Annotated in this window: 29 protein-coding genes; 22 read left to right on the forward strand and 7 right to left on the reverse strand. The window is 71.5% G+C overall.

The features are described 5' to 3' along the window. Positions 1 to 20 precede the first annotated feature (20 nt). From DEJ06_RS03485 to DEJ06_RS03515, 7 genes are all read left to right on the forward strand, one after another. On the forward strand, positions 21 to 110 hold the full coding sequence (locus DEJ06_RS03485) for a potassium-transporting ATPase subunit F (RefSeq protein WP_017887940.1): 90 nt from the start codon (positions 21 to 23) through the stop codon (positions 108 to 110). Beyond that, entirely contained in the window at positions 110 to 1,792 is a 1,683-nt protein-coding gene (kdpA, locus tag DEJ06_RS03490) for a potassium-transporting ATPase subunit KdpA (protein WP_111038444.1), read from the forward strand. Before DEJ06_RS03485 ends, kdpA begins: the two co-directional genes overlap by 1 nt. Next, complete coding sequence (kdpB, locus tag DEJ06_RS03495) at positions 1,789 to 3,888, forward strand: potassium-transporting ATPase subunit KdpB (RefSeq protein WP_111038445.1); 2,100 nt, start codon at positions 1,789 to 1,791, stop codon at positions 3,886 to 3,888. The genes kdpA and kdpB overlap by 4 nt, the downstream gene beginning before the upstream one ends. Positions 3,889 to 3,890: 2 nt before the next feature. Further along, positions 3,891 to 4,490, forward strand: a complete 600-nt coding sequence (kdpC, locus tag DEJ06_RS03500) for a K(+)-transporting ATPase subunit C (RefSeq protein WP_111038446.1) — start codon at positions 3,891 to 3,893, stop codon at positions 4,488 to 4,490. Between the two features lie 121 nt (positions 4,491 to 4,611). After that, complete coding sequence (locus DEJ06_RS03505) at positions 4,612 to 7,104, forward strand: ATP-binding protein (protein WP_111038447.1); 2,493 nt, start codon at positions 4,612 to 4,614, stop codon at positions 7,102 to 7,104. After that, complete coding sequence (locus DEJ06_RS03510; RefSeq protein WP_027466795.1) at positions 7,101 to 7,784, forward strand: response regulator; 684 nt, start codon at positions 7,101 to 7,103, stop codon at positions 7,782 to 7,784. The genes DEJ06_RS03505 and DEJ06_RS03510 overlap by 4 nt, the downstream gene beginning before the upstream one ends. Positions 7,785 to 7,880: 96 nt before the next feature. Beyond that, positions 7,881 to 8,399 (forward strand): helix-turn-helix domain-containing protein, encoded by a 519-nt coding sequence (locus tag DEJ06_RS03515; RefSeq protein WP_111038448.1) that lies wholly within the window; start codon positions 7,881 to 7,883, stop codon positions 8,397 to 8,399. Here DEJ06_RS03515 and DEJ06_RS03520 read toward each other — a convergent pair. Continuing rightward, positions 8,383 to 9,228 carry a LuxR C-terminal-related transcriptional regulator gene (locus tag DEJ06_RS03520; protein ID WP_071406217.1) on the reverse strand — a complete coding sequence of 282 codons (846 nt, stop codon included), beginning with the start codon at positions 9,226 to 9,228 and terminating at the stop codon, positions 8,383 to 8,385. The genes DEJ06_RS03515 and DEJ06_RS03520 overlap by 17 nt on opposite strands. A 110-nt stretch (positions 9,229 to 9,338) precedes the next feature. Here DEJ06_RS03520 and hxlB point away from each other — a divergent pair, with 110 nt between their 5' ends. From hxlB to DEJ06_RS03540, 4 genes are all read left to right on the forward strand, one after another. After that, positions 9,339 to 9,902, forward strand: coding sequence for a 6-phospho-3-hexuloisomerase (hxlB, locus tag DEJ06_RS03525; protein WP_111038449.1), 564 nt, complete (start codon positions 9,339 to 9,341; stop codon positions 9,900 to 9,902). 11 nt (positions 9,903 to 9,913) lie between these two features. Next, positions 9,914 to 10,537 carry a 3-hexulose-6-phosphate synthase gene (gene hxlA / locus DEJ06_RS03530; protein ID WP_071406215.1) on the forward strand — a complete coding sequence of 208 codons (624 nt, stop codon included), beginning with the start codon at positions 9,914 to 9,916 and terminating at the stop codon, positions 10,535 to 10,537. Positions 10,538 to 10,673: 136 nt separating this feature from the next. Then, on the forward strand, positions 10,674 to 11,180 hold the full coding sequence (locus DEJ06_RS03535; protein ID WP_111023340.1) for a GNAT family N-acetyltransferase: 507 nt from the start codon (positions 10,674 to 10,676) through the stop codon (positions 11,178 to 11,180). Next, entirely contained in the window at positions 11,177 to 11,899 is a 723-nt protein-coding gene (locus tag DEJ06_RS03540; RefSeq protein ID WP_111028931.1) for an alpha/beta hydrolase, read from the forward strand. The genes DEJ06_RS03535 and DEJ06_RS03540 overlap by 4 nt, the downstream gene beginning before the upstream one ends. 71 nt (positions 11,900 to 11,970) lie before the next feature. On the opposite strand, the gene DEJ06_RS03545 is transcribed toward DEJ06_RS03540, so the two are convergent. Next, the gene (locus DEJ06_RS03545; RefSeq protein WP_111023338.1) at positions 11,971 to 13,326 is read right to left on the reverse strand and encodes an APC family permease; all 1,356 of its coding nucleotides are present in this window, start codon (positions 13,324 to 13,326) and stop codon (positions 11,971 to 11,973) included. Positions 13,327 to 13,527: 201 nt separating this feature from the next. On the opposite strand from DEJ06_RS03545, the gene DEJ06_RS03550 reads away from it, so the two are divergent. From DEJ06_RS03550 to DEJ06_RS03560, 3 genes are all read left to right on the forward strand, one after another. Next, complete coding sequence (locus DEJ06_RS03550; RefSeq protein WP_071406212.1) at positions 13,528 to 14,295, forward strand: HAD family phosphatase; 768 nt, start codon at positions 13,528 to 13,530, stop codon at positions 14,293 to 14,295. Between the two features lie 73 nt (positions 14,296 to 14,368). Further along, on the forward strand, positions 14,369 to 16,879 hold the full coding sequence (locus DEJ06_RS03555) for a glycoside hydrolase family 65 protein (RefSeq protein WP_111038450.1): 2,511 nt from the start codon (positions 14,369 to 14,371) through the stop codon (positions 16,877 to 16,879). Positions 16,880 to 17,057: 178 nt separating this feature from the next. Beyond that, entirely contained in the window at positions 17,058 to 17,825 is a 768-nt protein-coding gene (locus DEJ06_RS03560; RefSeq protein ID WP_071406210.1) for an SDR family NAD(P)-dependent oxidoreductase, read from the forward strand. Between the two features lie 18 nt (positions 17,826 to 17,843). Here DEJ06_RS03560 and DEJ06_RS03565 read toward each other — a convergent pair whose 3' ends face one another. The 3 genes from DEJ06_RS03565 to DEJ06_RS03575 are packed head-to-tail and all read right to left on the reverse strand — an operon-like array spanning position 17,844 to position 19,033. After that, the gene (locus DEJ06_RS03565) at positions 17,844 to 18,230 is read right to left on the reverse strand and encodes a VOC family protein (protein WP_111038451.1); all 387 of its coding nucleotides are present in this window, start codon (positions 18,228 to 18,230) and stop codon (positions 17,844 to 17,846) included. Continuing rightward, positions 18,227 to 18,742, reverse strand: coding sequence for a DUF1697 domain-containing protein (locus tag DEJ06_RS03570; protein WP_111038452.1), 516 nt, complete (start codon positions 18,740 to 18,742; stop codon positions 18,227 to 18,229). Before DEJ06_RS03570 ends, DEJ06_RS03565 begins: the two co-directional genes overlap by 4 nt. 27 nt (positions 18,743 to 18,769) lie before the next feature. Continuing rightward, on the reverse strand, positions 18,770 to 19,033 hold the full coding sequence (locus DEJ06_RS03575; protein WP_258372584.1) for a hypothetical protein: 264 nt from the start codon (positions 19,031 to 19,033) through the stop codon (positions 18,770 to 18,772). A 103-nt stretch (positions 19,034 to 19,136) separates the two neighbouring features. Here DEJ06_RS03575 and DEJ06_RS03580 point away from each other — a divergent pair, with 103 nt between their 5' ends. From DEJ06_RS03580 to DEJ06_RS03590, 3 genes are all read left to right on the forward strand, one after another. Beyond that, a complete protein-coding gene (locus tag DEJ06_RS03580; protein WP_027466785.1) occupies positions 19,137 to 19,601 on the forward strand; it encodes a hypothetical protein in 465 nt (154 codons plus the stop codon). A gap of 100 nt (positions 19,602 to 19,701) precedes the next feature. After that, complete coding sequence (locus tag DEJ06_RS03585; RefSeq protein ID WP_220038343.1) at positions 19,702 to 19,950, forward strand: hypothetical protein; 249 nt, start codon at positions 19,702 to 19,704, stop codon at positions 19,948 to 19,950. A gap of 39 nt (positions 19,951 to 19,989) precedes the next feature. Further along, the gene (locus DEJ06_RS03590; protein WP_017887957.1) at positions 19,990 to 20,442 is read left to right on the forward strand and encodes a hypothetical protein; all 453 of its coding nucleotides are present in this window, start codon (positions 19,990 to 19,992) and stop codon (positions 20,440 to 20,442) included. 155 nt (positions 20,443 to 20,597) lie between these two features. Here DEJ06_RS03590 and DEJ06_RS03595 read toward each other — a convergent pair whose 3' ends face one another. After that, on the reverse strand, positions 20,598 to 22,073 hold the full coding sequence (locus DEJ06_RS03595; protein ID WP_027466783.1) for an NCS2 family permease: 1,476 nt from the start codon (positions 22,071 to 22,073) through the stop codon (positions 20,598 to 20,600). Positions 22,074 to 22,230: 157 nt separating this feature from the next. Here DEJ06_RS03595 and folE point away from each other — a divergent pair, with 157 nt between their 5' ends. The 5 genes from folE (at position 22,231) to DEJ06_RS03620 (ending at position 26,021) form a co-directional block, all read left to right on the forward strand. Continuing rightward, entirely contained in the window at positions 22,231 to 22,842 is a 612-nt protein-coding gene (gene folE, locus DEJ06_RS03600; protein WP_111028935.1) for a GTP cyclohydrolase I, read from the forward strand. Next, positions 22,839 to 23,774 (forward strand): dihydropteroate synthase, encoded by a 936-nt coding sequence (folP, locus tag DEJ06_RS03605; RefSeq protein WP_111038454.1) that lies wholly within the window; start codon positions 22,839 to 22,841, stop codon positions 23,772 to 23,774. Before folE ends, folP begins: the two co-directional genes overlap by 4 nt. Continuing rightward, positions 23,771 to 24,520 carry a pyrimidine reductase family protein gene (locus DEJ06_RS03610; RefSeq protein WP_258372384.1) on the forward strand — a complete coding sequence of 250 codons (750 nt, stop codon included), beginning with the start codon at positions 23,771 to 23,773 and terminating at the stop codon, positions 24,518 to 24,520. Before folP ends, DEJ06_RS03610 begins: the two co-directional genes overlap by 4 nt. Positions 24,521 to 24,574: 54 nt before the next feature. Then, on the forward strand, positions 24,575 to 25,228 hold the full coding sequence (locus DEJ06_RS03615; RefSeq protein ID WP_111038456.1) for an HAD-IA family hydrolase: 654 nt from the start codon (positions 24,575 to 24,577) through the stop codon (positions 25,226 to 25,228). Positions 25,229 to 25,478: 250 nt separating this feature from the next. Beyond that, positions 25,479 to 26,021 (forward strand): type 1 glutamine amidotransferase domain-containing protein, encoded by a 543-nt coding sequence (locus tag DEJ06_RS03620; protein WP_027466778.1) that lies wholly within the window; start codon positions 25,479 to 25,481, stop codon positions 26,019 to 26,021. Positions 26,022 to 26,061: 40 nt separating this feature from the next. Here DEJ06_RS03620 and DEJ06_RS03625 read toward each other — a convergent pair whose 3' ends face one another. Next, complete coding sequence (locus DEJ06_RS03625; RefSeq protein ID WP_258372385.1) at positions 26,062 to 26,661, reverse strand: molybdenum cofactor biosysynthesis protein; 600 nt, start codon at positions 26,659 to 26,661, stop codon at positions 26,062 to 26,064. Positions 26,662 to 26,709 lie beyond the last annotated feature (48 nt).

A 26,709-nucleotide genomic window follows, 5' to 3' on the forward strand; every position in this document is an offset into this window, starting at 1 on the left:
GCCAAGGGGGTGGAACGGCTGTGATCGGCATCACCATCGCGGCCGCCGTCCTCGGCATCGCCGCAGTCGTGTACCTCGTCTGGGCGCTCGTGCGTCCGGAGCGCTTCTAGTGGGCGCCGCGGACGTCTGGGCGGGCATCGCCCAGGTCGCCACGCTCGTCCTGCTGCTCGTCGTCGCGTACCGCCCGCTCGGTGACTGGATGGCGAAGGTCTTCACGCCCGTCCGTCACAACCGGGTCGAGCGCGGGGTCTACCGGCTGATCGGGGTCGACCCGGACGCCGAGCAGTCGTGGCCCGTGTACCTGCGCGGCGTGCTGCTCTTCAGCGTCGCCGGGCTCCTGCTCGTCTACCTGCTGCAGCGCATCCAGGTCGTCCTGCCCGGCGACCTGGGGCTGCCCGGCGTCGGACCCTCGCTGGCGTTCAACACCGCGGCGTCGTTCGTGTCGAACACGAACTGGCAGTCGTACTCGCCCGAGGTCACCCTCGGCTACACGGTGCAGATGGCCGGCCTGGCGGTGCAGAACTTCCTGTCCGCAGCCGTCGGCCTGGCGGTCGCCGTGGCCCTGGTGCGCGGGTTCGCCCGTCGCAAGTCGGGCACGCTCGGCAACGTGTGGGTGGACATCGTCCGCGGTCTCGGCCGACTGCTGCTGCCCGGGGCGTTCGTCTTCGCGGTCGTCCTCGTCGCCGGCGGGGTCGTCCAGTCGTGGGGGAGCGGCACCGACGTCACCACGCTCATCGGTGGCACGCAGCACATCCCCGACGGGTTCGTCGCGTCGCAGGAGGCGATCAAGGAGCTCGGCACGAACGGTGGCGGCTACTTCAACGCGAACTCGGCGCACCCGTTCGAGAACCCGCAGGCATGGACGAACCTCGTCGAGATCTTCCTGATGCTCGTCATCCCGTTCTCGCTCCCGCGCACGTTCGGGCGCCTGGTCGGCGACGACCGCCAGGGGTACGCGATCCTCGCCGTGATGGGCGCGATCTTCCTCGTGTCGCTGTCGGTCATGTCGATCGCCGAACTCGGCGGCGGCGGTGTCGCCACACACGCTGCCGGTGCCGCGATGGAGGGCAAGGAGAGCCGCTTCGGCATCCTCGGTTCGACGCTCTTCTCGACCGCGACCACCTCGACGTCCACCGGTGCCGTCAACGCGATGCACGACAGCTACACCCCGATCGGCGGGATGATGGCGCTCGTCAACATGATGCTCGGCGAGGTCACCCCCGGCGGCGTCGGATCCGGCCTGTACGGCATGCTCGTGCTCGCCGTCATCACGGTGTTCATCGGCGGCCTGCTCGTCGGTCGCACCCCGGAGTACCTCGGCAAGAAGATCCGCGCCAAGGAGATGACCTTCGCGGCGCTGTACATCCTCGTCACGCCGACGCTCGTGCTCCTGGCCACCGGGCTCTCGCTCGTGATCCCCGGGGTCCGCGAACAGGTGCTCGGGACGTCGATCTTCAACCCCGGCAACCACGGGCTGACCGAGCTGCTCTACGCCTTCACCTCGGGTGCGAACAACAACGGCTCGGCCTTCGGCGGGCTCACCGCGAACACCACGTGGATGAACTCCTCGCTCGGCGTCGTGATGCTGCTCGGCCGCTTCGTGCCGATGGTGTTCGTCCTGGCGCTCGCCGGGTCCCTCGCCGCGCAGGACCGGGTGCCGGAGACCGCCGGCACGCTGCCCACCCACCGCCCGCTGTTCATCGGGCTGCTCGGCGGCGTCGCCGTCATCGTCACCGCACTCACCTACTTCCCGGTGCTCGCACTGGGTCCGCTCGCAGAAGGACTGTCATGACCACCCCCGTGACCACGGAGTCGGAACCGCGCACCGCCGTGGAACCGGCCACCCGCTCGTCCGCATTCGGACCCCGCCAACTGGTGGCGGGCCTCCCGGGCGCCCTGCGGAAACTCGATCCGCGACTCATGTGGCGGAACCCCGTCATGTTCATCGTCGAGGTCGGCGCGGCGCTGACGACGGTGGCCGCCGTCGTCGAGCCGTCCGCGTTCACCATCGCGATCGCCGTGTGGCTCTGGCTCACCGTCGTCTTCGCCAACCTGGCGGAGTCGGTGGCCGAGGGCCGTGGCAAGGCGCAGGCCGACACCCTGCGGAAGACCCGCTCGACCACGAGCGCCCGCCGCGTGCTCGGGTACAAGACGACCGACGCGGCCGCGACCGGCAACGAGACCGAGGAGGTCGCGTCCGTCGACCTGGCGAAGGGCGACGTGGTCGTGGTCGTCGCCGGCGAGGTCATCCCGGGCGACGGCGACGTCATCGACGGCATCGCGTCGGTCGACGAGTCGGCCGTCACCGGCGAGTCCGCGCCGGTCATCCGCGAGTCCGGTGGTGACCGCAGTGCCGTCACCGGCGGCACCCGGGTGCTGTCGGACCGGATCGTGGTGCGCATCACCTCGACGCCGGGCGAGACCTTCATCGACCGGATGATCCGCCTGGTCGAGGGCGCGGCACGGCAGAAGACACCGAACGAGATCGCGCTGAACATCCTGCTCGCCTCGTTGTCGATCGTCTTCGTGATCGTCTGCCTGACGATGCAGCCCATCGCGGGACTCGTCGGTGCGACGGTCAGCGTGCCGGTGCTCATCGCCCTGCTCGTCTGCCTCATCCCGACCACCATCGGAGCCCTGCTCTCCGCGATCGGCATCGCCGGCATGGACCGGCTCGTGCAGCACAACGTGCTGGCGATGTCGGGCCGCGCGGTCGAGGCCGCCGGTGACATCACGACGCTGTTGCTCGACAAGACCGGGACGATCACCTACGGCAACCGTCGGGCATCCCGTGTGGTGCCGGTGCCGGGCGTGAGCGAGGCTTCGCTCATGGCGGCAGCCGCGCTGTCGAGCGCCGCCGACGGGACACCGGAAGGCCGCTCGATCGTGTCGCTCGCTGCTGACGCAGGGGTGGCGCCGGCACTGCCGGACGGCGCTGTCGAGGTGCCGTTCACGGCGCAGACGCGCATGTCCGGTCTCGACCTGCCCGACGGCTCACAGATCCGGAAGGGCGCCGCTGCGGCAGTGCTCGCCTGGGCGGACACCACCGAAGCCGGTGTGGTTTCGGCCATCGACGTGACCGTCGCGGAGATCTCCGACCAGGGCGGCACCCCGCTCGTCGTCGGTCGCCGCTCGTCAACGGGCGCGGTCACGCTGCTCGGTGTCGTGCACCTGAAGGACGTCGTCAAGGACGGCATGGCGTCGCGGTTCGCCGAGCTCCGGTCGATGGGCATCCGCACGGTGATGATCACCGGCGACAACCCGCGCACCGCGGCCGCCATCGCCCACGAGGCCGGCGTCGACGACTTCCTCGCCGAGGCCACCCCGGAGGACAAGCTCGCCTACATCAAGCGCGAGCAGGAGGGCGGCAACCTCGTCGCCATGACCGGTGACGGCACCAACGACGCCCCGGCCCTGGCCCAGGCGGACGTCGGCGTCGCGATGAACACCGGCACGACGGCGGCGAAGGAGGCGGGCAACATGGTCGACCTCGACTCCGACCCGACCAAGCTCATCGACGTCGTCCGCATCGGCAAGCAGCTGCTCATCACCCGCGGTGCCCTGACCACCTTCTCCATCGCCAACGACGTCGCGAAGTACTTCGCGATCATCCCGGCGATGTTCCAGGCGGCGTTCCCCGGGCTCGCGGCGCTCAACATCATGGGGCTGCACAGCCCGTCGTCCGCGATCCTGTCGGCGGTCATCTTCAACGCGCTCGTCATCGTGGCGCTCATCCCGCTGTCCCTGCGTGGCGTCAAGTACCGCGCGGCCGCAGCGTCGTCGATCCTCGGCCGCAACCTGCTCGTCTACGGGCTGGGCGGCGTGGTCGTCCCCTTCATCGGCATCAAACTGATCGACCTCGTGGTCGGTCTCATCCCGGGGTTCTAGTCATGGCATCTGCACGTTCCACCTTCCGTTCCGCCGGTGTGGCCATCCGCCTCACCCTCGTCGCCACCGTCGTCCTGGGCGTCGGCTACCCGCTCGCCGTCTGGGGCGTCGGCCAGGCGGCGTTCCACGACCAGGCCAACGGTTCGATGGTCACGGACTCGTCCGGCGAGGTCGTCGGTTCCTCGTTGATCGGGCAGTCGTTCACGGGCAAGCAGGCCGACCGCTGGTTCCAGTCCCGGCCGTCCGCCGCCGGGGACGGCTACGACGCGGGGGCGTCCTCCGGCTCGAACCTCGGGCCGAACAACGCCGACCTGCTCAAGGCCGTCGAGGAGCGTCGTGCGGCGCTGGCGAAGGCCGACGGGGTCCCCGCCGCGCAGGTGCCTGCCGACGCCGTGACCGCATCCGGTTCGGGGCTCGACCCGGACATCAGCCCGGCCTACGCGTCCCAGCAGGCGGCTCGAGTGGCCTCGGCTCGGGGGTTGTCCGTCGCCACCGTGCGGCAGCTCGTGGCGTCGCACACCGAGTCGCGGCAGCTCGGGTTCCTCGGCGAGCCCGTCGTGAACGTGTTGTCGCTGAACCTGGCCCTGGCGAAGTCCTCCTGACCGTGGGTGGCCCCTCCGCAAGACACCGGTGCTCGCACGTCGAACACCCGCAATCCGCGGTGCGACAGGTGAACACCGGTGTCTTGCGGAGACCGACCCCCGGACGCGAGAGGATGAGCACGTGAAGCGCGGGAAGCTGCGGGTCCTGCTCGGTGCGGCGCCCGGTGTCGGCAAGACCTACACGATGCTCGAAGAGGGGCGTCGGTTGCTCGACGAGGGTCGCGACGTGGTCGTCGCCGTCGTCGAGACGCACGAGCGCGCCGCCACCGCAGCACTGGTGAACGGGCTCGAGGTCGTGCCCCGCCGCACCGTCTCGCACCGGGGCGTCGACCTCGACGACCTCGACCTCGACGCCGTCATCGCCCGGGCACCCGAGGTCGCGCTGGTCGACGAACTCGCGCACACGAACGCCCCGGGGAGCCCGAACGAGAAGCGCTGGCAGGACGTGGAGGCACTGCGGGACGCTGGCATCGACGTCATCTCGACCGTCAACGTGCAGCACATGCAGTCCCTCGGCGACGTGGTCCGCGAGATCACCGGCACCGTGCAGCGCGAGACCGTCCCCGACGCCGTGGTGCGCGCGGCCGACCAGATCGAGGTCGTCGACCTGGCCCCGGCAGCGCTGCGCGAACGGCTCTCCGACGGGCTCGTGTACCCGGCGGCCCGGATCGACGCCGCGCTGTCGAACTACTTCCGCCTCGGCAACCTCACCGCACTGCGCGAGATCGCCCTGCTCTGGCTCGCCGACGAGGTCGACGACGCGCTCAAGGCCTACCGCGCCGAGCACGGCATCGAGCACCGGTGGGAGACCCGGGAGCGCGTGCTCGTCGCCCTGACCGGCGGCCCCGAGGGCGAGACCCTGTTGCGCCGCGGCGCCCGGATCGCCGCCCGCAGCGCCGGTGGGGAACTCGCCGCCGTGCACGTGACGACGAACGACGGCCTGCGCGTCCGGCACCCCGGCGCGCTCGGCAAGCAGCGGACCCTGCTCGAGCAGCTCGGTGGCACGTACCACCAGGTCGTCGGCGACGACGTGCCGAGCACGCTCGTGCGGTTCGCGCGGTCGATCGACGCCACCCAGATCGTGATCGGGGTCAGCCGCCGCAGCCGACTCGCTGCCGCGATGACCGGTCCGGGGATCGGCAACACCGTGATCCGCGAGTCCGGCGACATCGACGTGCACGTCGTCACGCACGAGCGCGCCGGCGGCGGGATCACCCTGCCCAAGCTCGGCGGCAGCCTGTCCCGCGGCCGGGTGGTCGCCGCGTTCGTCCTGTCGGTCCTGGTCGGGCCGCTGCTCACGTGGGTGCTGTCGATCGGCAGCGATCCGGACGCCATCACGGTGGACGTGCTGGCGTACCAGCTGCTCGTCCTCGTCGTGGCGCTCGTGGGCGGGATGTGGCCGGCGGTCTTCACGGCCGTGCTGTCCGGGCTGAGCCTCGACTACTTCTTCGTGCAACCCCTCTACATGGTCACCGTCCAGCAGCCGTGGCACCTGTTCGCCCTGGTCATGTACGTGATCAGTGCGGTGCTGGTCAGCTTCGTGGTCGACCGGTCCGCTCGCCGTTCACGTGCCGCCCGTCGGGCCTCGGCCGAGTCCGGGCTCCTGATGGGCATCGCCGGCAGCGTGCTCCGCGGCGACGACGCCCTGCAGGCACTGCTCGACCGCACCCGTGAAGCCTTCGGCTTCGTCGGGGTCCGGATCCGCCAGGGTGACGAGGTGCCGGCGACCTCCGGCGAGTTCGGTGCGACGCCGGACGCGTCGACGACGCTCGCGTCCGGTGCCGTGCTCGAGTTCGCCGGTGCGCCCGACGACCCGACCCAGCGCCGGCTGCTGCGGGTCGTCGAGCAGCAGCTCGACGCCGCCGTCGAGCACCGGGAGCTGACCCGCACCGCCGTCGGCGCCGAGCGCATCGCCGCCGCCGACCGGGTCCGGAGCGCGCTGCTCGCGGCCGTCGGCCACGACGTGCGCCGACCCATCGCCGCGGCCTCCGCCGCCGTGCAGACGCTGCGTGCGTCCGACATCGACCTGTCCGGGGCCGACCGGGAGGCGCTGCTCGCGACCGCCGACGAGAGCCTCGGTCAGCTGGCGGTGCTGTTGGCAGACCTGTTGGACGTCAGCCGCGTGCAGGCCGGAGTCCTCGCGGTCACCCCGGCGGCGATCGCGCTCGAGACGGTGGTCGCGCCGGCGCTCGACGAGCTGGAGCTCGGCCCCGACGACGTCGACCTCGACCTGCCCGCGGACCTGCCGCCGGTGCTCGCCGACCCGGTCCTGCTGCAGCGCGTCGTCGTGAACCTGCTCGCCAACGCCGCCCGGTACGCACCGGACGGCACCCACGTCCGGGTCGCCGCGAGCGCGTTCGCCGGCGGTGTCGAGCTCCGCGTCGCCGACCACGGCCCCGGCATCCCCGAGGACCGCCGCGACGAGGTGTTCCAGCCGTTCCAGCGGCTCGGTGACACCGACAACGAGACCGGCCTCGGGCTCGGGCTAGCCCTGGCGCGCGGGTTCACCGAGGGCATGGGCGGCACGATCGAGGTCGACGACACCCCGGGCGGTGGGCTCACCGTCGTGGTGCGGCTGCCGATCGCCGGGCACGTGGGAGTGGAGATCCGATGAAGGTCCTGATCGCTGACGACGACGCGCAGCTCGTCCGCGCGCTGTCGGTGACGCTCTCGGCGCGCGGGTACGACGTCGTCACGGCTCGGGACGGGCGCGAGGCGATCGACGCCGTCATCACCGAGCGCCCCGACCTGGTGCTGCTCGACCTCGGCATGCCCCGGCTCGACGGGATCGGGGTGCTCGAGGGCGTCCGGGCCTGGTCGCAGGTGCCGGTCCTCGTGCTCTCGGGGCGCACCGACTCGTCGGACAAGGTCGACGCGCTCGACGCCGGTGCGGACGACTACGTGACGAAGCCGTTCCAGATGGACGAGCTCCTCGCCCGGCTGCGGGCACTCGGACGGCGCCGGGTGGTGGCGTCCGAGGAGACCCCGACGATCGCCATCGGACCGCTGCTCGTGGACCTCGTCGCGAAGCAGGTCACCCCGGCCGAGGGCCCCGCGATCCGCCTGACGCCCACCGAGTGGCGCCTGCTCGAGGTCCTGGTCACGAACCCCGACCGGCTGATGACCCGCGAGATGCTGTTGACCGAGGTCTGGGGGCCGACGCACGGCAACGACTCCGGGTACCTGCGGCTGTACATGGCCCAGCTGCGGCGGAAGCTCGAGCCCGACCCCGCGCACCCGCGCTACCTGGTGACGGAGTCCGGCATGGGCTACCGCTTCGCCCCCGGAGCGTAGGAACCCGCCGCTGTCGGGGGACTGGCGGGAAGCTGTCGTGTCGGTGGCGGGTCCCTGTCGTGGTGCACCGTTCCGCGGTTCCCTACTGTTCAGGACATGAACGAGATGCGGATCGGTGAACTCCGACGACTGCGGGGCTGGACCCAGGAACGACTGGCCGAGACGAGCGGCATCGCCGTGCGGACGGTGCAACGGATGGAGAGCGGCAACGACGCGAGCCTCGAGTCGCTGTCCGCGGTGGCCACGGCCCTCGAGGTCCCCGTGCGCGACCTGTTCGCCACCGAGGAGCCGGCGTCGCTCGACCCCGGGGTGCGCGGTCTCGACGAGCGTGCCGAGCGGGAGCAGGCGCAGCGCGACGCCGCTTCGCGCGGCTGGCAGTACCTGTACTCCGGCGTCGGCATCGTCGTGACGCTCGGCACCCTGGCACTCATCGGTTCGCGCATCTGGCCGGGCGCCGCGATCTTCGTCATCCCCATCTACTGGGCGGGTGGGCGGCTGCTCTCCCAGTTCCTGATGGCGACCGTCGTCGAGCCCGCGCTCGAACGTCGGTACCCGTTGTCGCGGTCTCGTCGGGACGCCTCGTCGCGGTCCCGTCGGTTCACGCCCGGGAGCTGAACGCCGCGAGCTCGGCCCGGGTCCGGGCGCCGTGCTTCCGGAGCAGGTTCGCCACGTGGTACTTCACGGTGTTGACGCTGATGCCGAGTCCCTCGGCGATCTCCCGGTTGCCGACACCGGTCGCCACGAGCCGCAGGACGTCGCGCTCCCGCGGGGTCAGGTCGCCGTCGTCGACCGCGTCCACCTCGGTCGGCCGCGGGTCGAGCGGCAGTGAGATGTCGAGCACCGATCCCCAGCCGGGCGTGCTCGCGACCTGCACCCGGCCGTCGAGCGTGACGACCCGCTCCGCGATCGGCCGCATGGCGTCGTCGTGCACGTCGAGCGTGCCGGAGCCGTCGTCGCGGAGCTGCATGAGCAGGTTCCGGCCGTCGCAGTCCCACTGGATGCGCACCCGCTTCGCCGCACCGTCGTCGACCAGGGCGAGCACCGCGGTCCGCACGATCGCCCGGGCCGCGTGGGCGACGTCGCCCGGCAACGCACGGCCGGTGGCCGGCGGTTCGACGAACTGCACGTCGAGGTCCCCGAAGCGCACGAGCGGTCGCAGGTCGGCGCGCAACCGCGAGAACGCGCCGGTGACGGGTTCGAGCAGGGTGCTCCGCTGCTGATCGGTCACGGTGCGCAGGTCGACGAGGGCGGCCGAGGCGATCTCGACGGCCTCCGCCCGGGCAGCCGCGTCGGTGACCCGCGACGACCGGAGCACGGCGAGGACGGACTCGAGGGTCAGCGCGTGCCGGTCCGCCTGCTCGGCGACCGTGCGGGCGTGCTCGGCGGCCGCGAGCCGGATGGCGGAGCCGCCCCGGGCCTCCAGGGTGTCGACCGATGCGTCCATGGACGCGACCGTACCCGTCCCACCCGAGCGGACGGGCCCACCCGATGGGATGGGGTCCCTGCCGGGGCGGGTAGCGGCGTGCCGAGGCATGCGACGGAAGGATCGAGGGCATGGCAGCAACCACCGTCTCCGCAGCGCTCGACCTGGTCGTCCGCGAGGTCGGCGACCTGGCAGCCCGCCTCGACGACGCTCCGGCCCAGCGCGCACTCGACCTGATCGAGGGCGCCGACCGGGTGTTCGTCCACGGCGCCGGTCGCTCCGGCCTCGCCCTCCGCATGACCGCGATGCGCCTCATGCACCTCGGGCTCGACGCCCACGTCGTCGGCGAAGTCACCACCCCGGCGATCCGTCAGGGTGACCTGCTCCTCGTCGCGAGCGGCTCCGGTACGACCACCGGCATCGTGCAGGCCGCGCGCACCGCGCACGAGGTCGGCGCATCCGTCGTGGCGCTCTCGACCACCGATGACTCCCCGCTCTCCGAGCTGGCGGACGTCACGATCGTGTTGCCCGCCGCGACGAAGACCGACCGCTCCGGCACCGCCTCGGCCCAGTACGCCGGTGGCCTCTTCGAACAGGCGGTCGCCCTGGTGGGCGACGCCGTGTTCCACACCCTGTGGACCCGAGGCGGGCAGTCCGCCGACGACCTCTGGCCCCGTCACGCCAACCTCGAATGAAAGGCACACCCATGCAGCTCCAGTTCGCCATGGACACCCTGACCACCGAAGCCGCCCTCGAGCTCGCCGCCGCGGCCGCGCCGCACGTCGACGTCCTCGAGCTCGGCACGCCCCTGATCAAGAGTGCCGGCCTGTCCGCCGTCACCGCGATCAAGGAAGCACACCCGGACAAGATCGTGTTCGCCGACCTCAAGACCATGGACGCCGGTGAGCTCGAGGCCGACATCGCCTTCTCGGCCGGTGCCGACCTGGTCACCGTCCTCGGTGTCGCCGGCGACTCGACGATCGTCGGCGCCGTCAAGGCCGCCAAGAAGCACGGCAAGGGCATCGTCGTCGACCTGATCGGCGTCTCCGACAAGGCCGCCCGCGCCCGCGAGGTCGTCGCGCTCGGCGCCGAGTTCGTCGAGGTCCACGCCGGGCTCGACGAGCAGGCGGAAGAGGGCTTCACGTTCTCGACCCTGCTCGACGCCGGCAAGGACTCGGGCGTCCCGTTCTCGATCGCGGGCGGCGTGAACGCGTCCTCGGTCGCCTCGGTGCAGGAGGCCGGTGCCCGCATCGCCGTCGCCGGCAGCGCGATCTACAGCGCCTCGGACGTCGGCGCAGCAGCCGCCGAGATCCGCGCCGCCATCAAGTAGCGCGTCCCAGTCGCCCGCTTCGGGCGACGGTCAACGAGTGAGCAGAAGACGTCGAGTGCGACCACCGCACCCGACGTCTTCTGCTCACTGGCTCCCGCCCCTGCGGTCACACCCCGCCCCGCGGTAGCGTCGGGCCGTGGGGATCGAACTGCGCCGCGCGACCGCCGACGACTGGGAAGCCTGGCGACCCGTGCGCCTCCGCGCGCTCGCCGATGCCCCGCACGCCTTCGGCTCGACGCTGCAGGACTGGGCGAACGCACCCGAACACCGGTGGCGCACCCGCCTGTCGATCCCGGGAGCGCTCGACCTGCTCGCAGTCGACACCGCTGCCGAGGTTCCCGGCACGGTCGTCGGGATGGCCAGCGGGATCCCACCCACCGGCCCCGACGGCCCCGCCGAGCTCATCTCGATGTGGGTCGACCCGGCAGCGCGCGGCCGCGGTGTTGCCCGCGCCCTCATCGACGCGATCGCCGTGTGGGCGGCGACCTCCGGAGCCACCGAACTCGAACTCTCGGTGCTGCCCGACAACGCCGTCGCCCGCCGCGCCTACGAGCGAGTCGGCTTCAGCGCCCGCGACGAACCCGGCGATCCGTTGCCGGACGGTCGGACCGAGGTCCGGATGCGCCGTACGGTGGCCACATGAACCGAGCGCTGCGCTGGACCACCTGGATCGTCGCCGTCGTCGTGCTGATCGCGGTGGTGTTCCTCGTCTGGGCGCACATCGTCATGCAGGGCACCCGCAGCGCCGCCCTGCAGGTCTGGCGCGACGACCGGATCGCGGTCCGGGACGCCGGTGACTCGGTGGTGATGACCCCGACCGGCCAGGCCGACGGGGTCGGGATCGTCTTCATCCCCGGCGCGAAGGTCGATCCGTACGCCTACATGGCCACGTTCCGGCAGGTGGTCGCCAACGGCACGACGGTGGTCATCACGAAGCCGACGCTGAACCTCGCGTTCTTCGACACCCGGCCGCTCGCCACGTTCGAGGCCCACGCGCCCTCGGTCACCCGCTGGGGGGTCGGCGGGCACTCCCTCGGCGGGGTCCGCGCGTGCCAGCTCGCCCAGGACGCCGACGGCCTGCTGCTGCTCGGCAGCTACTGCGCGAACGACATCAGCCGCTCCTACATCGACGTGCTGAGCGTCTCCGGTTCGCGTGACGGCCTGTCGACGCCGGCCAAGGTCGACGCCGCGCGGGACAAGCTGCCGTCGACCGCCACCATGACCGAGATCCAGGGGTCGAACCACGCCGACTTCGGTGCCTACGGCGACCAGCCGGGCGACCGCACGGCGACCATCAGCCGTGCTGATGCCCGCCAGCAGATCGCGGACGCGATCGAGGCCTGGGTGCGCGACCTGCGCTGATCACGCGGGCGGACCGGCGGACGTACCACGGGCCTCCAGACGGTCTGCCTGGAGGCCCGTGGTGCGTGACGTCAGTGGATCACGCCCGCCTCGTGGTCGCGTCCGGAACGGCGCCCGGTGAACCGGGCGACGAAGTACAGGACCACGCCGACGGCGAGCAGGATCGCGGCGTAGAGCCAGACCTGACCGCTCTGCTGCGTCAGCAGCAGGATGCACGACAGCACCCCGAGCACCGGGACGAACGTCCAGACCCGGAAGTGGTCGTGCTCGACGTGGTCGCGGCGGAGCACCAGGACGGCGACGTTCGTGCTGATGAACACGAAGAGCAGCAGGAGCACGACGGTCTCGGCCAGCACGCCCACGTCGCCCACCAGGGTCAGGAGCATCGCGACGACCGTGGTGGCGACGATGGCGGTCCACGGGGTCTTCCGGTTCGGCAGGACCTTCGCGAGCAGGGCGGGCAGGAGCCGCTGCTCGGCCATGCCGTAGGTCACGCGGCTCGACATGATCATCGTGAGCAGTGCGCCGTTCGCGACGGCGACCAGGGCGATGAGGCTGAAGACCCAGTCCGGGATCGGGACGCCGGTGGCGGAGACGACCGCGAGCAGCGGGCCGCTGGACTCGGACAGCTCCGACGCGGGCAGGGCGATCGCGCTGGCGAGGGCGACGAGGACGTAGACGACACCGGCCGTGGCGAGGGCACCGAACAGGGCCTTCGGGTAGACGCGGCGGGGGTCGCGGACCTCCTCCGCGATGTTGGCGGACGTCTCGAAGCCGACGAACGAGTAGTAGGCGACGATCGCGGCGCTCAGGGTCGCCAGGGCCGGGTTCGCCTCGGACGGGAACGCGCCGATCCGGGAGACGTCACCGCCGCCACCGCCGAGCATCACGGCCACGACCACGATCACGATGACCAGGCCGGAGACCTCGATGATCGTCATCACGACGTTGCTCTTGAGCGAGTCGGAGATGCCGCGGGCGTTCAGGCAGGCGATCAGGGCGAGGAAGACGATCGCGGTGGGCACGGGCGGCAGGTCGACGAACGTGCCGAGGTAGTCGCCGGCGAAGGCGAGCGACAGACCGGCGGCGCTCGTGACGCCGGCGGCGAGCATGCTGAACCCGACCAGGAACGAGACGATCGGCGCCTTGTAGGCGCGTTCGGCGAAGACCGCGGCACCGCCGGCCTTCGGGTACTTCGTCACGAGTTCGGCGTAGGAGCCCGCGGTGAGCAGGGCCAGCAGGAGCGCGAGCACCAGCGGTGCCCAGAGCGCACCGCCGACGTCCTTCGCCAGCGTCCCCATCAGGGCGTAGATGCCGGCACCGAGCACGTCGCCGAGGATGAAGAGGAACAGCAGCGGGCCGGTGATCGCCTGGCGGAGCTTCGACTGCGTGCCGTCGTGGGGTGCGGCCGTGGTGTCGCTGGTCATGGTGGTGCCTTTCGTCCGGGTCAGCGTGCCGGGGCGTGTCTCAGAGGCCTCACAGGTGCGCCGTGGCGGGGGTCCTCCCTGCACAGCGGAGCGGCCGGTGAACTCGCTCCACAGGGTGCGGCGCGTCGGAACGTCCGGACTGGAGCGGTCCTAGACTCGTCGCGAGCCATTCGTCCACCACCAGTCCCCGGAGGACCGCAGATGACGACGCAGGACCAGCGCACGCCCGCGCGACTCAGTGACCAGCGCGCGCTCCTGTTCGACCTCGACGGTGTGCTCACCCCCACCGCCGACGTGCACATGCGCGCGTGGAGCCGACTCTTCACGCCGTACCTCGAAGCACACGGGGTCGCGCCGTACACCGAGCAGGACTACTTCACCTCCATCGACGGCAAGCCCCGCTACGACGGCGTGCGCTCGCTGCTCGAGTCGCGCGGCATCGACCTGCCGCAGGGCACCCCGGACGACGCACCCGACACCGACACGGTGTGCGGGCTCGGCAACCGGAAGAACGCGGAGTTCACCGCCGAGCTCGACGAGCACGGCGTCGAGCCCTACCCGGGGTCGCTCCGGTTCCTGACCGCCGCGATCGCCGCAGGCATGTCCGTCGCGGTCGTCTCCAGCTCGGCGAACGCCACGTCGGTGCTCCGGACGGCGGGCATCCTCGACCGGTTCCCCGTCGTCGTCGACGGGCTCGTCGCGCGCCAGGACGGCCTGACCGGCAAGCCCGCTCCCGACACCTACCTCGACGCGGCGACCCGGTTCGGACTCACCGCCGCCGAGTGCGTCGTGGTCGAGGACGCCACCAGCGGGGTCGAAGCCGGCCGCAACGGTTCGTTCGGTCTCGTCGTCGGTGTCGACCGCGGTGCCGGGGCGGACGCCCTGCGCGAGCACGGTGCCGACGTCGTCGTGTCCGACCTCGACGAACTCATCGACCAGCTGCCCGCACCGGCCACCAGCACGACGTAGGCCACCCGGCCGGACGCTCCCTGGCTGCCGGCCGCACCGACGCACCCATCTCCCTCCCTTCCCACGGAGCAGCATGAACCCCATCACCTCGGACCCCCTCGACCGCGTCCGCTACCCGATCGACGAGTGGGCCCTCGTCGAGACCGAGTACACCCCCGACGAGCAGGGCGTCGCCGAGACGAACTTCGCCGTCGGCAACGGGTACCTCGGCCTGCGAGGCAACCTCGACGAAGGCCGTGGCGGCGTGCAGTACGGCACGTACATCAACGGGTTCCACGAGACCTGGCCGATCCGGCATGCGGAAGACGCCTTCGGCTTCGCGAAGACCGGGCAGACGATCATCAACGCGCCGGACGCCAAGGTCATCCGCCTCTACGTCGACGACGAGCCGCTCGTGCTGGCCGAGGCCGACATCCTCCGGCACACCCGTCGGCTGGAGTTCCGCGGCGGCTACCTGTTCCGCGAGACCGAGTGGTCGACGCCGTCCGGCAAGCGGGTGCTCATCCGAGCACGTCGACTCGTGTCGTTCACCGACCGGCACCTCGCCGTCATCGACTACGAGGTCACCGTGCTCGACGCGGACGCCTCGATCCTGCTGTCCAGCCAGATCCTCAACCGCCAGGACGTGCAGGACGAGTACCACGCCGGCATGCGGGCCGCGGCGAACGCCTTCGACCCCCGCAAGGCCGAGTCGTTCACCGAGCGGGTGCTCGTGCCGAAGCTCAAGCGCAGCACCGGCGGCCGCTCGGTCCTCGGGTACCAGGCGTCCAGCTCCGGCATGACGATCTGCGTCGGCGTCGAGCACCACATCGAGACCGAGAACAGCTGGGACGAGTCGTCGTCGATCGAGGACGACCTGGCGAAGCACGTCTACCGGGTGCAGGCCCGCGCCGGGCAGCCGATCCGGCTCGTGAAGCACGTGGTGTACCACACCTCCCGCGGGGTGCCCGTGCGCGAGCTCGCCGACCGGTGCGACCGCACGCTCGACCGCGCGCACGCCGAGAACGTCGACGAGACCTTCGCGAAGCAGCGCGACTGGCTCGACGACTACTGGGCCCGCAGCGACGTCGAGATCGCCGGTCAGCCCGCGATCCAGCAGGCCGTCCGCTGGAACCTCTTCCAGCTCGCGCAGGCCACCGCCCGCACCGACGGCCACGGCATCGCCGCGAAGGGGGTCACCGGCTCCGGCTACGGCGGCCACTACTTCTGGGACATGGAGATCTACGTCCTGCCGTTCCTGTCGTACACGGCGCCGATCGTCGCCCGGAACGCCCTGCGCTTCCGCTACAACATGCTCGACGCGGCACGGGCTCGGGCGCGCGAGCTGAACCAGCGCGGCGCCCTGTTCCCGTGGCGGACGATCAACGGTGAAGAGTCCAGCGCGTACTACGCCGCCGGCACCGCGCAGTACCACATCGACGCCGACATCTCGCATGCGCTCATGCAGTACGTGCGGGCCTCGGGCGACCGCGAGTTCCTGAAGCGCGGCGCCATCGACGTGCTCGTGGAGACCGCCCGGCTCTGGGCCGACCTCGGGTTCTGGCGGTCCAACGGCGACAAGAAGTTCCACATCGACGGCGTCACCGGGCCGGACGAGTACACGACCGTCGTCGACGACAACCTCTACACGAACGTCATGGCGCGGGCGAACCTGTGGTTCGCCGTCAACGCCTGCCGCGAGCTCGCCGCCGACGACGCCGAAGAGTACGACCGCATGGTGCGCCGGACCGGTCTGCAGCCGGACGAGCTCGTCGAGTGGGAGCACGCCGCCGAGTCGATGGAGATCCCCTTCGACCCGCACCGTGGCATCCACCCGCAGGACGCCCAGTTCCTCGACAAGGAACTCTGGGACCTCGAGAACACCCCCGAGTCCAAGCGCCCGCTGCTGCTCCACTACCACCCGCTGGTCATCTACCGGTTCCAGGTGCTGAAGCAGGCCGACGTCGTGCTCGCACTGTTCCTGCAGGGGCACGAGTTCACGGCGGCCGAGAAGCGTCGCGACTTCGACTACTACGACGCACTCACCACCGGTGACTCGACGCTGTCCGCGGTCGTGCAGTCGATCATGGCGGCCGAGGTCGGGTACCACGACCTCGCCGACCGGTACTTCCAGACCGCGCTCTACGTCGACCTGGCGGACCTGCACGGCAACACCTCGGACGGCGTGCACATCGCGTCGACCGGTGGCATCTGGGGTGCGCTCGTCAACGGCTTCGGCGGCATGCGCGACCACGGCGGCCGGATGAGCTTCAACCCGCGGCTGCCGAAGCACTGGGACCGTCTGTCCTACCGTCTGACGGTGCGCGGATCGCGGGTCCGGGTCGACCTCGAGCAGGAAGCCATGACGCTCACGGTCGAGACCGGTTCGGGCTTCACGGTGTGGGTGCACAACCAGCAGTGGGACATCGAGGCGGGGGAGCCCACCGTGGTGCCGCTGCCGCACCACGGGCCGCGCATGTCCGGGCACGCCCCGACCACGAGCGACATCCAGGGCACGCTGCGTGCGGACGGCTCGGTCATCACCGCGTCGATCCCGACGATCTCCCTGGAGCGCGACTTCGACCTCGACGACTCGACCGGCTGACGCCTCCTCACGTCCGCTCGTCGCCCCGGCTCAGCCTCGCTGTGCCGGGGCGTCGTGCATGTCGGGGTGTTCCCGCGCCTCCGAGCGCGTCCAGCCGGCCCGGGGCACCGTGGTCTGCCGTGCCCCTCGGGTCGATGGCGTCTCCCCGGGCACGGTTCGTGCAACGAGAGGAGACATCATGGGCAACCGGTTCGAGGGCAAGGTCGCGATCGTCACGGGCGCAGGGTCCGGCATCGGTGAGGCGACGGCGCGGGCGTTCATCGACGAGGGCGCGTCGGTCGTGCTGACCGACAGCGTCGAGGAGAAGGTCCGCGCGGTGGGTGACTCCCTGCCGACGCACCGGGTCGTCGCCCTGCACGCCGACGTGGCGAGCCCGGAGGACTGGGAGACCGTCGTCTCGGCGGCGATCGACCGCTTCGACCGGCTCGACGTCCTGGTGAACAACGCCGGGACCTTCAGCTCGGGCGACATCACCGACATCAGCACGGCCGAGTGGCGCCGGGTCATCGAGACCGACCTGTCCGGTGTGTTCTACGGCACCCGGGCGGCCCTGCCGTTCCTGCGCGAGACGAAGGGGTCGATCGTCAACACGTCGTCGGTCTCCGGTGAGGACGCCGACTGGCGGATGAGCCCCTACAACGCGGCGAAGGGCGGCGTGACGAACTTCACCAAGGCGGCTGCCCTCGACAACGGGCAGTTCGGCGTGCGCGTGAACGCCGTCGCTCCGGGACTCATCTGGACCGACCTCACCCAGGAGCAGGCGGAGGACGAGGCCCTGCAGTCGAAGTTCACCGAGCGCATCGCCCTCGGCCGCGGGGGTCGCTCTGCCGAGGTCGCCGAGGCGATCCTGTTCCTGGCCAGCGACGCGGCCTCGTTCATCACGGGCGCGGTCCTGCCGGTGGACGGCGGCACCATGGCGAGCAACGGGCAGCCGCCGCAGGCCTGAGCCGCCGCAGCGTCGCCGTCAGCTGGCGACGAGCTCGACCTTGAACCGCTCGGCGTCCTCGAGGAAGGCCGCGTGGTGCTCCGGGCCACCGGCGAACGGGTGCCGGTCCTCGTACAGGTGGGTCCAGCCGTGATCGGGAGCCTCGGCCCAGAGTCGCTCCACCGTCTCGGCAGTACCGGCGTGGAACGCCAGGTGGCTGAGCCCCGGTCGGCGGCGGTCGTGATCGCCGTCCAGCGGTGCCGATTCGAGCACGACGTACAACGGGCCGAGCCGCCAGCTCCGGCCGTGCTCCCAGCGCTGGAACGGCTCGTAGCCGAGTTCGCCGAGCAGCCAGCCCCAGGCGCCGACGGCGGTGTCGAGGTCGGCGGTGCGGAGCTCGACGTGGTGCAGGGTGCCGAGCGTCACAGGAGCTTCCGCAGGGTGTTCGTGTTGCGGGTCGTCGTCGTGCGCTTGTAGCGTGCGGCGCCGGCCCGCCTGGCGAACACGGTGTCGGTGCTCGACCCCTTCGGGCAGGACCAGTAGACGACCCCGTTCCCGCGGGCGACCTGCTCGACCGAGTCGTCGAGTTCGAGGTCCGTGACCAAGGCGTCGAGCGCACCGTCGTCGGACCCGAACACGACGTAGTCGTGCCGTTCGTCGGCACGCGCGAAGGGGAACCCGTCGACCACGGCCGCCAGGGCGTCGTGCCGGACGAGCACGATCCAGGCGTCGTAGCCGAACCGGTCGCGCAGCCCCTGCTCGATCGACGTCTTGAGCTGCTCGGCGGGCACGTCGGCGGAGAACACGACGTTGCCCGAGGCGAGCACGGTGCGGACGTCGTCGAACCCGAGCCCTCGGAAGAGCTCCGCGAGTTCAGCGCTCCGGATCGTGATGCCGTTCACGTTGACCCCGCGCAGCAGCGCCACCCACCTGTCCATGTCCGGGACGGTAGCGGTCCGGGCCGCTCACGTCCACGTGCGGGCCACGCCCCAACCGGCACCCTGCGGCACGATGTCGACCACCAGGGCCTCACCGTCGTCGTCGCTGGTCGCCTGGAACCGCCAGCCCGCCGTGCGCTCGGGCGCGTGGGTGATCGCGGTGGGCAGCTCGGCGCGCGTCACGGTCAGCCGGGTGGGGGTGTCGCTCACCCGCCAGCGCCGTCCGGCCCACACGAGCCGCGTCGGCGTGCCCTCGGCCCACCACACCGTGGCGGCCGTGTCGGTGATCATCATCGGGTCTCCTCGTTCGAACGTGTGTTCGAATGGTAGGTGCCGACCTCCGACGTCGCAACTGACCGTTGCATTCAGAACACGTTCTGAATAGGCTCGATCCATGACGCTCGTCGCTCCGCCCCGATCCCGACGGTCGGTGCAGTCCTCTGACCTCTCACGCCACGCCAAGCAGGTGTTCGCTGCCGCCGAGGAAGCCCCGCTCGAGGTCACCCGTCGCGACGGGAAGCCCCTCGTCCTCACCACGAAGGAACGTTCCGACGACGACGACGCAGTGCTCGACATCGCGGCGCAGCTCATCGCCGCGGTGACGCTCAACGAGCAACTGCCACTCCACGATCGGCTGGCGATCCCGTACCCGTGGATCAAGCTCCTCAGCGCCGCAGACCAGCAGCGCTTCGCCCGGGAGATCGTCGACGTCGCCCGTGGCTCGTTCTCGCTCCGGCAGCCGCGCAGACTCCTGCTCGAGATGCAGGCGTGGCGCAACAGTGCCGAGGCGATCGCCGCGGGCTGGGACACCGGAGAGCCGGAGATCCTCGCCGAGCCGATCCGCGTCGAGAAGCCCTGACGCGGTGGCGGGCCGGCGCGGCGGGGTCCCCCGGCCGATCCGTTCGACGGAGTACACGATCGTCTTCGGGACACGTGGCGCGGAACAGGGGTGGCGCGACGTGGTGGCGGTGCAGCGGAACGCAGTCGCTGCCGCGTGGGATCGGCTGACCACGGATCCGTTGACCGAGGACCTGTCCTGCCACGCCCTGCGCGGGGAACTCGGTGTGGTTCGACACTCTGGCCGGGAGTGGACGCGTCGTCAGTTCGAGCTGAAGCGCGGCGCCCGGATCTGGTTCACGGTCGACGTGGATGACCGGGTGGTGTGCATCACCGACGTGCACACCCACCACCCCAACCAGACGAAGTGACTGCGCTCGGCCTCGGCAGTCGTCGTGTAGACGGGACCCATGACGAACGACGCACAGGGCCCCGACGCGCAGCACCAGGTTCCCGAGGGGGTGTCCGAGGCCACGGTCGAGGCACTCGGCAGCCTGTCCGCCGCGGTCGAGGTCATCGAGCACGCCCGCGGCCTGCTCTACGGGTTCCACCGACTGACCGGCACCGCTGACCTGAACCTCGGTGAGGCGGTCGAGCAGCTGCGGAAGGCCGGGCACACCGAACTCGCCGAGCGCATCGACACCGAACTCGTGGGCCGCAACGTCATCGCGGGCCGCTGGACGTTCCAGATCGTCGAGGACTACGACGACGGCTACTACGCCCTCGCCAAGGAGCTCGAGCGCACGGCGCGCGACGAGCTCGTGCAGGGCCGCCGCCACCTGTTCGAGGCGGGCATGAAGGAAGACCGTCGCACCCAGGACCAGCGCCACCACGAGGCGACGCCGAGCGACCTGCCGGACTGAGCACGGGCCTCCAGGCCTGCGGAAGACGCCGGCGTCCTGCGGAAGACGCCCCGGAAACGTCGAGACGCCGCCGGATTCGGCGGCGTCTCGATGACACGACGGCGTCTTGCGCCAGGTCCAGCCAGACCCGGATCAGCAAGGCCCAGCAGCAAGCCTCAGCCGACGCCGAGCAGCGCCTCCAGCGGCCCCCGCGCGAAGTACAGCAGGAAGCCCGCGGCGACGACGTAGAGCAGCCACGAGACCTCACGGCCACGGCCGGACAGCAGCTTGATGAGCACCCAGCTGATGAAGCCGGCGCCGATGCCGTTCGCGATCGAGTAGGTCAGCGGCATGACGACGATCGTCAGGAACGCCGGCAGGGCCGAGCCGAAGTCCGACCACGAGATGTCCGCGACCTGCGCGACCATGAGCGCACCGACGACGACGAGCCCGGCGGCGGCGACCTCGAGCGGGACGACCTGGGTGAGCGGCGTGAGGAACATCGACGCCAGGAACAGCAGGCCGGTGACGACCGAGGCCATGCCCGTGCGGGCGCCCTCGCCGATGCCGGAGGCCGAGTCGATGAAGACGGTGTTCGACGACACCGACGCGCCGCCACCGGCGATCGCGCCGACGCCCTCGACGACGAGCGCCGACTTCAGGCGGGGGAACGTGCCGTCCGGCTTCGCGACACCGGCGGCCTTGGCCAGACCGGTCATGGTGCCCATGGCGTCGAAGAAGTTGGTGAAGACGAGGGTGAAGACGAGCATCGACGCGGCGAGCGGGCCGATGCGGGTGAAGGCGCCGAAGACGTCGGCGTGGCCGACGAGCGACAGGTCCGGCACGGCGAACAGTGCGCTCGGCAGGCCGGGGGCGTTGAGGTTCCAGCCGGTCTTCGAGTCGACCGAGGTGGGCACCTGGAAGATCGCCTGCAGGATGATCGCGATGATCGTGGTCGCGACGATGCCGATGAGCAGCGCACCCTTGACCCGGCGGGCCATGAGCGTGCCGATGATGATCAGGCCGATCAGGAACACGATGGTCGGCAGGGCCCCGACGGAGCCGTCCTCGCCGAGCTGCAGCGGCGGCGACGCGAGCCCGGAGGACCGCACGAAGCCGGAGTCGACGAGCCCGATGAAGGCGATGAACAGGCCGATGCCGACCGTGATCGCGGCCTTGAGCTGGGCCGGGACGGCGGTGAAGATCATCGTCCGGATGCCGGTCAGCGCGAGGATCACGATGATCACACCGTTGATGACGACCAGCCCCATCGCCTCGGCCCAGGTGACCTGGTGCACGACGCTGACGGCGAGGAACGAGTTGATCCCGAGCCCCGCGGCGATGCCGAACGGCAGGTTCGCGATGATGCCCATCGCGATGGTCATGACGCCGGCGACGAGGCCGGTCGCCGCGGCCACCTGAGCGTTCTCGAGCCATCCGCCGCTGACGTCCTTGGCGGCCTGGTCGGCGCTGAACCCGCCGAGGATGAGGGGGTTCAGGATGACGATGTACGCCATCGTCACGAACGAGACGAGGCCACCGCGGACCTCGCGGGGGATCGACGATCCGCGTTGCGTGATGGAGAAGAATCGATCGAGGCCGGTCGCGAAGCGGTTCCGGGGCGTGGTGTCGGTCTGCGGGGCGCTCACCACGAGAGTTTAAAGGACGCTGGGTTTCGGGCGTGTCACACCGGTCTCACAGGTTGTGACAGCCGGGAGGCCCGTTCCACGCGGATCGCGCACCTCGCGCTGGGCGTCTGCCCGCGTTCTCCGGCCATGGCTGGTGTTGGATGAGCGGGTGACGTCACCCATGGACCGCGCCCGTGTGCAGGCCGCCGTCCGCGAGCTGCTGCTCGCCATCGGCGAGGATCCCGACCGCCCGGAACTCACCCGCACCCCCGCCCGGGTCGCCGACTCGTACGCCGAGTTCTTCTCCGGGATCGGCACCGACGCGGTCGCCATCGCCCGGGACGGCACCGTGCACGCCGAGGACGGCGAACGCGGTCGGCTCGTCATCGTGCGGGACGTGAAGTTCCGCTCCGTCTGCGAGCACCACCTGCTGCCGTTCCTCGGGGTCGCGCACCTGGCGTACGCGCCGGGCGACCGCCTCATCGGGCTCGGCACGCTGGCACGGGTGCTCGACGCGGTGGCCTCCCGTCCGCAGCTGCAGGAGCGACTCGGCGAACAGGTCGCCGCGACCATCGCCGAGGGGCTCGGCGCCGAGGGCGTCCTCGTGGTCCTCGACGCGCAGCACCAGTGCGTCACGACGCGTGGGGAGCGCCAGACCGGTTCGACGACCGTGACGGTGGCGGCGACCGGTTCGCTGGCCGACACCGCAGGACGGGCCGAGGCGATCGCGCTCATCGGCGCGGGGCGTGGGACCGAGGCCGGGCACGACGAGCGTGCCGGGGCGGACGCATGACGGGCCTCCTGGACGGCGCGGCCGGACCCGGCACGGCCAGCCCCGGCTGGGTCGTGCCGGACCTGCGCCACCCGGTCCGGACGTTCGGCCGCCGCACCATCGACTTCGACCACCGCATCGCCGTGATGGCGATCGTGAACCGCACCCCCGACTCGTTCCACGACCGCGGCGCCACCTTCGAGCTCGACCGGGCCGTCGCCGCCTCGGTGCGCGCAGCCGAACAGGGCGCCGACTGGGTCGACATCGGCGGCGTCAAGTTCGCCCCCGGTCCGGAACTGCCCGCCTCCGACGAGATCGACCGCGTCGTCCCCGTCGTCGAGCAGCTCGCCCAGCAGTCCGACGTCGTCATCAGCGTCGACACCTTCCGCCCGGAGGTCGCCGCAGCGGCGATCGCAGCCGGGGCGACCGTCGTCAACGACACCACCGGCCTGTCCGACCCGCGGATGGCCGCCGTGGTCGCCGACTCCGAGGCCACCGTCGTCATCACGCACTCCCTCGCGGAACCCCGACGGCCCCTGCCGGCACCGCCGCAGTACGGCGACATCGCGGGCGAGGTCGTCGCGTTCCTGCGCGAACGGGTCGACCGGGCGCTCGCCGCGGGCATCCCCGAGTCGCGGATCATCGTCGACCCGGGCCACGACCTCCACAAGAACACCGTGCACACCCTCGAGCTCACCCGTCGGCTGCCCGAGGTCGTCGCGCTCGGCTACCCGGTCCTCGCCGCGGTGTCGAACAAGGACTTCGTGGGGGAGTCGCTCGGACGCCCCCGCGGGGAACGGCTCTCCGGATCGCTCGCCGTCGCGACCGTGAGTGCGATGCTCGGTGCCCGGATCGTCCGGATGCACGACGTCGCCGAGAGCGTCGACGCGATGCGCATGGTCGAGGCCACGCTCGGATGGCGCACCCCCGTGGAATCGAGGCACAACACGTGAACGTCCTGCCCCCGTCGATCGCGGACCTGTCCGACGACGACCTGCTCGACCTCTACACCGCCGACGCCGGGGCCCCCTGGCTCCGCGTGAACTTCGTCGCGACGCTCGACGGTTCGGCCTCGGCTGCCGGGGTGTCCGGGTCGCTCGGCGGCGACGACGACCTGCGCGTCTTCGACCTGCTCCGGCGGGTGGCCGACGTCGTGCTCGTCGCCGCCGGCACCGTCCGTGACGAGGGCTACGGGCCGATGGTCCTGCACGACGCCGACGTCGCCTGGCGTCGGGCGCACGGCAAGCCGGACCACCCCGTGTTCGCGATCGTCACCGGCTCGCTGTCGCTCGACCCGGGGTCTCGGGTGTTCACCGAGGCGCCGGTGCGCCCGATCGTCCTGACGTCGGCGACGGCGGCTGCGTCGTCGAAGGCCCAGACACTCGCCGAGGTCGCCGACGTCGTGCCCTGCAGTGCGGACGACGAGCCGGACTCGGTGGACGCCGGGCGGATCCGAGGCGTGTTGGCCGACCGTGGCCTCGGGATGATCCACTGCGAGGGCGGGCCGTCGTTCCTCGGGGCGCTCATCGCCGCGGACGCCGTCGACGAGCTGACCCTGACGCTCGACCCGTCGCTCGAGGGCGGGGAGGGGCCGCGCATCGCCCGGGGGTCCTCGCCGGAACTCCGGCGGATGCGACCGGCGCACGTGTTGCTCGGCGCCGGCGGCGTGCTGCTCACCCGGTACGTCCGGGCGCGCTGACCCGTCCGCGCTGGTGCCGGGGCGCGCTGACCCCCGTGGGCTAGGGTCGGGCGCGTGATCGACATCGTGGCGTCCGGGGTCCTCTTCGACATGGACGGGACGCTCGTCGACTCGACCGCGGTGGTCGAGGCGACCTGGACCCGGTTCGGCCATGCGAACGGCATCGACCCCGTCGAGATCCTCGCGTTCTCGCACGGGCGGCAGGCGATCGACACCCTGCGGCGCTTCCTGCCCGACCTGCCCCTGGCCGAGCAGCAGCGGATCGCGGCGGAGCTCGTCGCCGAGGAGACCGCGAGCACCGAGGGCATCCTCGAGATCCCCGGCGCCGTCGCCTTCGTGCAGCGACTCGTCGAACTCGGCGTCCCGGTGGCCCTCGTGACGAGCGCACCGCGTGACCTCGCCGCGGGCCGGATGGCGGCCGCCGGGTTCGCCGTGCCCGAGGCCTTCGTGCCCTCGGAGGACGTCGAGCACGGCAAGCCCCACCCCGACGGCTACCTGCGCGGAGCTGCCCTGCTCGGCCTCGACCCGACCGACTGCGTGGCGTTCGAGGACGCCCCGGCCGGGCTGGAGTCCGCCATCGCCTCCGGCGCGACCACGGTCGTCGTCGGTCCACTCGAGCACCCGGTGACGGCCGGCCTGCACCGAGTGCACGGGTACGACGGCCTGACCGTCGAGCGTGACGGCGAGGGCTTCCGCATCCGCGGCTGAGCGCGACGCCCGGCCTGCCCGGCGCGCCCGCCCGCCGGCTGGTCAGGACACCCCGCCCGTCCCGCGCCCAGTGGTCAGGAACCGTCGGCTGCGCCGCCGCCAGCCGACGCTTCGCGACCACCCGGCGGACCTGAGCGGGGAGTCGCGACCGCCCGGACGGACCCCCGAGCCGCCCCTGGAGGCCTGCCCAGCCGACCCCGACGACCCTCGGGTGTGCGGCCGGAACGACCGGGCCGCGGAAGGAGCGATCATGGCAACCCTCGACGGCAAGAAGGTCCTCGTCATCACGACGAACTACGGCGTGGAGCAGGACGAGATCGTCGTCCCCACCGAGCAGCTGCGTGAGCGCGGTGCCTCGGTGACCGTGGCGGCGAAGGAGACCGGCACGATCCAGACCCTGGTCGGCGACAAGGACCCGGGGCAGACGCTCGAGCCGGACACCACCATCGCCGGTGTCGACGCGAAGGACTTCGACGCCCTCGTGATCCCCGGCGGCACGATCAACGCCGACACGCTGCGCCAGGAGTCCCGCGCGGCGACGCTCGTGCAGGCCTTCGCCGAGGCGAGCAAGCCGGTCGCGGCGATCTGCCACGGCCCGTGGACCCTCGTCGAGGCGGGCGTGCTGTCCGGCAAGACCGTCACCTCGTTCCCGTCGCTGCAGACCGACCTGCGCAACGCCGGTGCCGAGTGGGTCGACCAGGAGGTCCAGGTCGACGGCGGCTTCATCACCTCCCGCACCCCGGACGACCTGCCGGCGTTCGTCGACGCGATCGAGAGCGCCCTCACCGCCTGAGCACTGTGCCGCAGGGCGGTCGCCCCGTCCGGCGACCGCGTCAGCCGAGCGTCACGGGGCGGGCCGTGCGGAGCACCGCCGGACCGAGGGTGAGCACACCGTCGGACTCCGGGTCGCACCGCACGCCGCCCCGGCCGCGCATCGCCCGGAACGCCCCGGGTGCCACCTCGTGGTCCATCCAGGCGCAGGGGTTCGCCGCGCGGTAGCCACGGAACCGGACGGCACGACCGAGGGCGCCGCCGCTGTCACCACCGGGAAGCACGCTCTCCAGCGAGAACGGCTCGCCCCGCAGTGCCTCGACGTCGGCGCCCCGCAGGAACACGTTCCGTCGGGTCGCAGCGGGGTCGACCGTGGCACCGATCGCGTGACCGACGGCCTCGAGACCCTCCAGGCCGATCACCGTGACCGAGGCGTGCACGTGCGCCCGGGCCGCGAAGTACCGGTCGCCGACGATGCCCAGCCCGGCCCGCAGCTCGATCCGGTCGCGTGACTCGTCCGGATCGTCCGCGGCCACCGGCAGCGCGCCGTCGGCCGGGCGTCCCTCGTACCGGTGCCGCGGCGAGACAAGCAGCAGCGCGACCTCGACCTCGGTCCGGAACGGCAGGTCGTCGAGACCGGCCACGTCGTCTGCGGAAGTCACCCGGTCAACGCTAGCCGGGCCTCCCGGCCGTGCGCTGCTCCGTCCGAT

Origin of the sequence: Curtobacterium sp. MCLR17_051 (assembly GCF_003234395.1) — a bacterium.
Classification (GTDB): Bacteria; Actinomycetota; Actinomycetes; order Actinomycetales; family Microbacteriaceae; genus Curtobacterium; species Curtobacterium flaccumfaciens.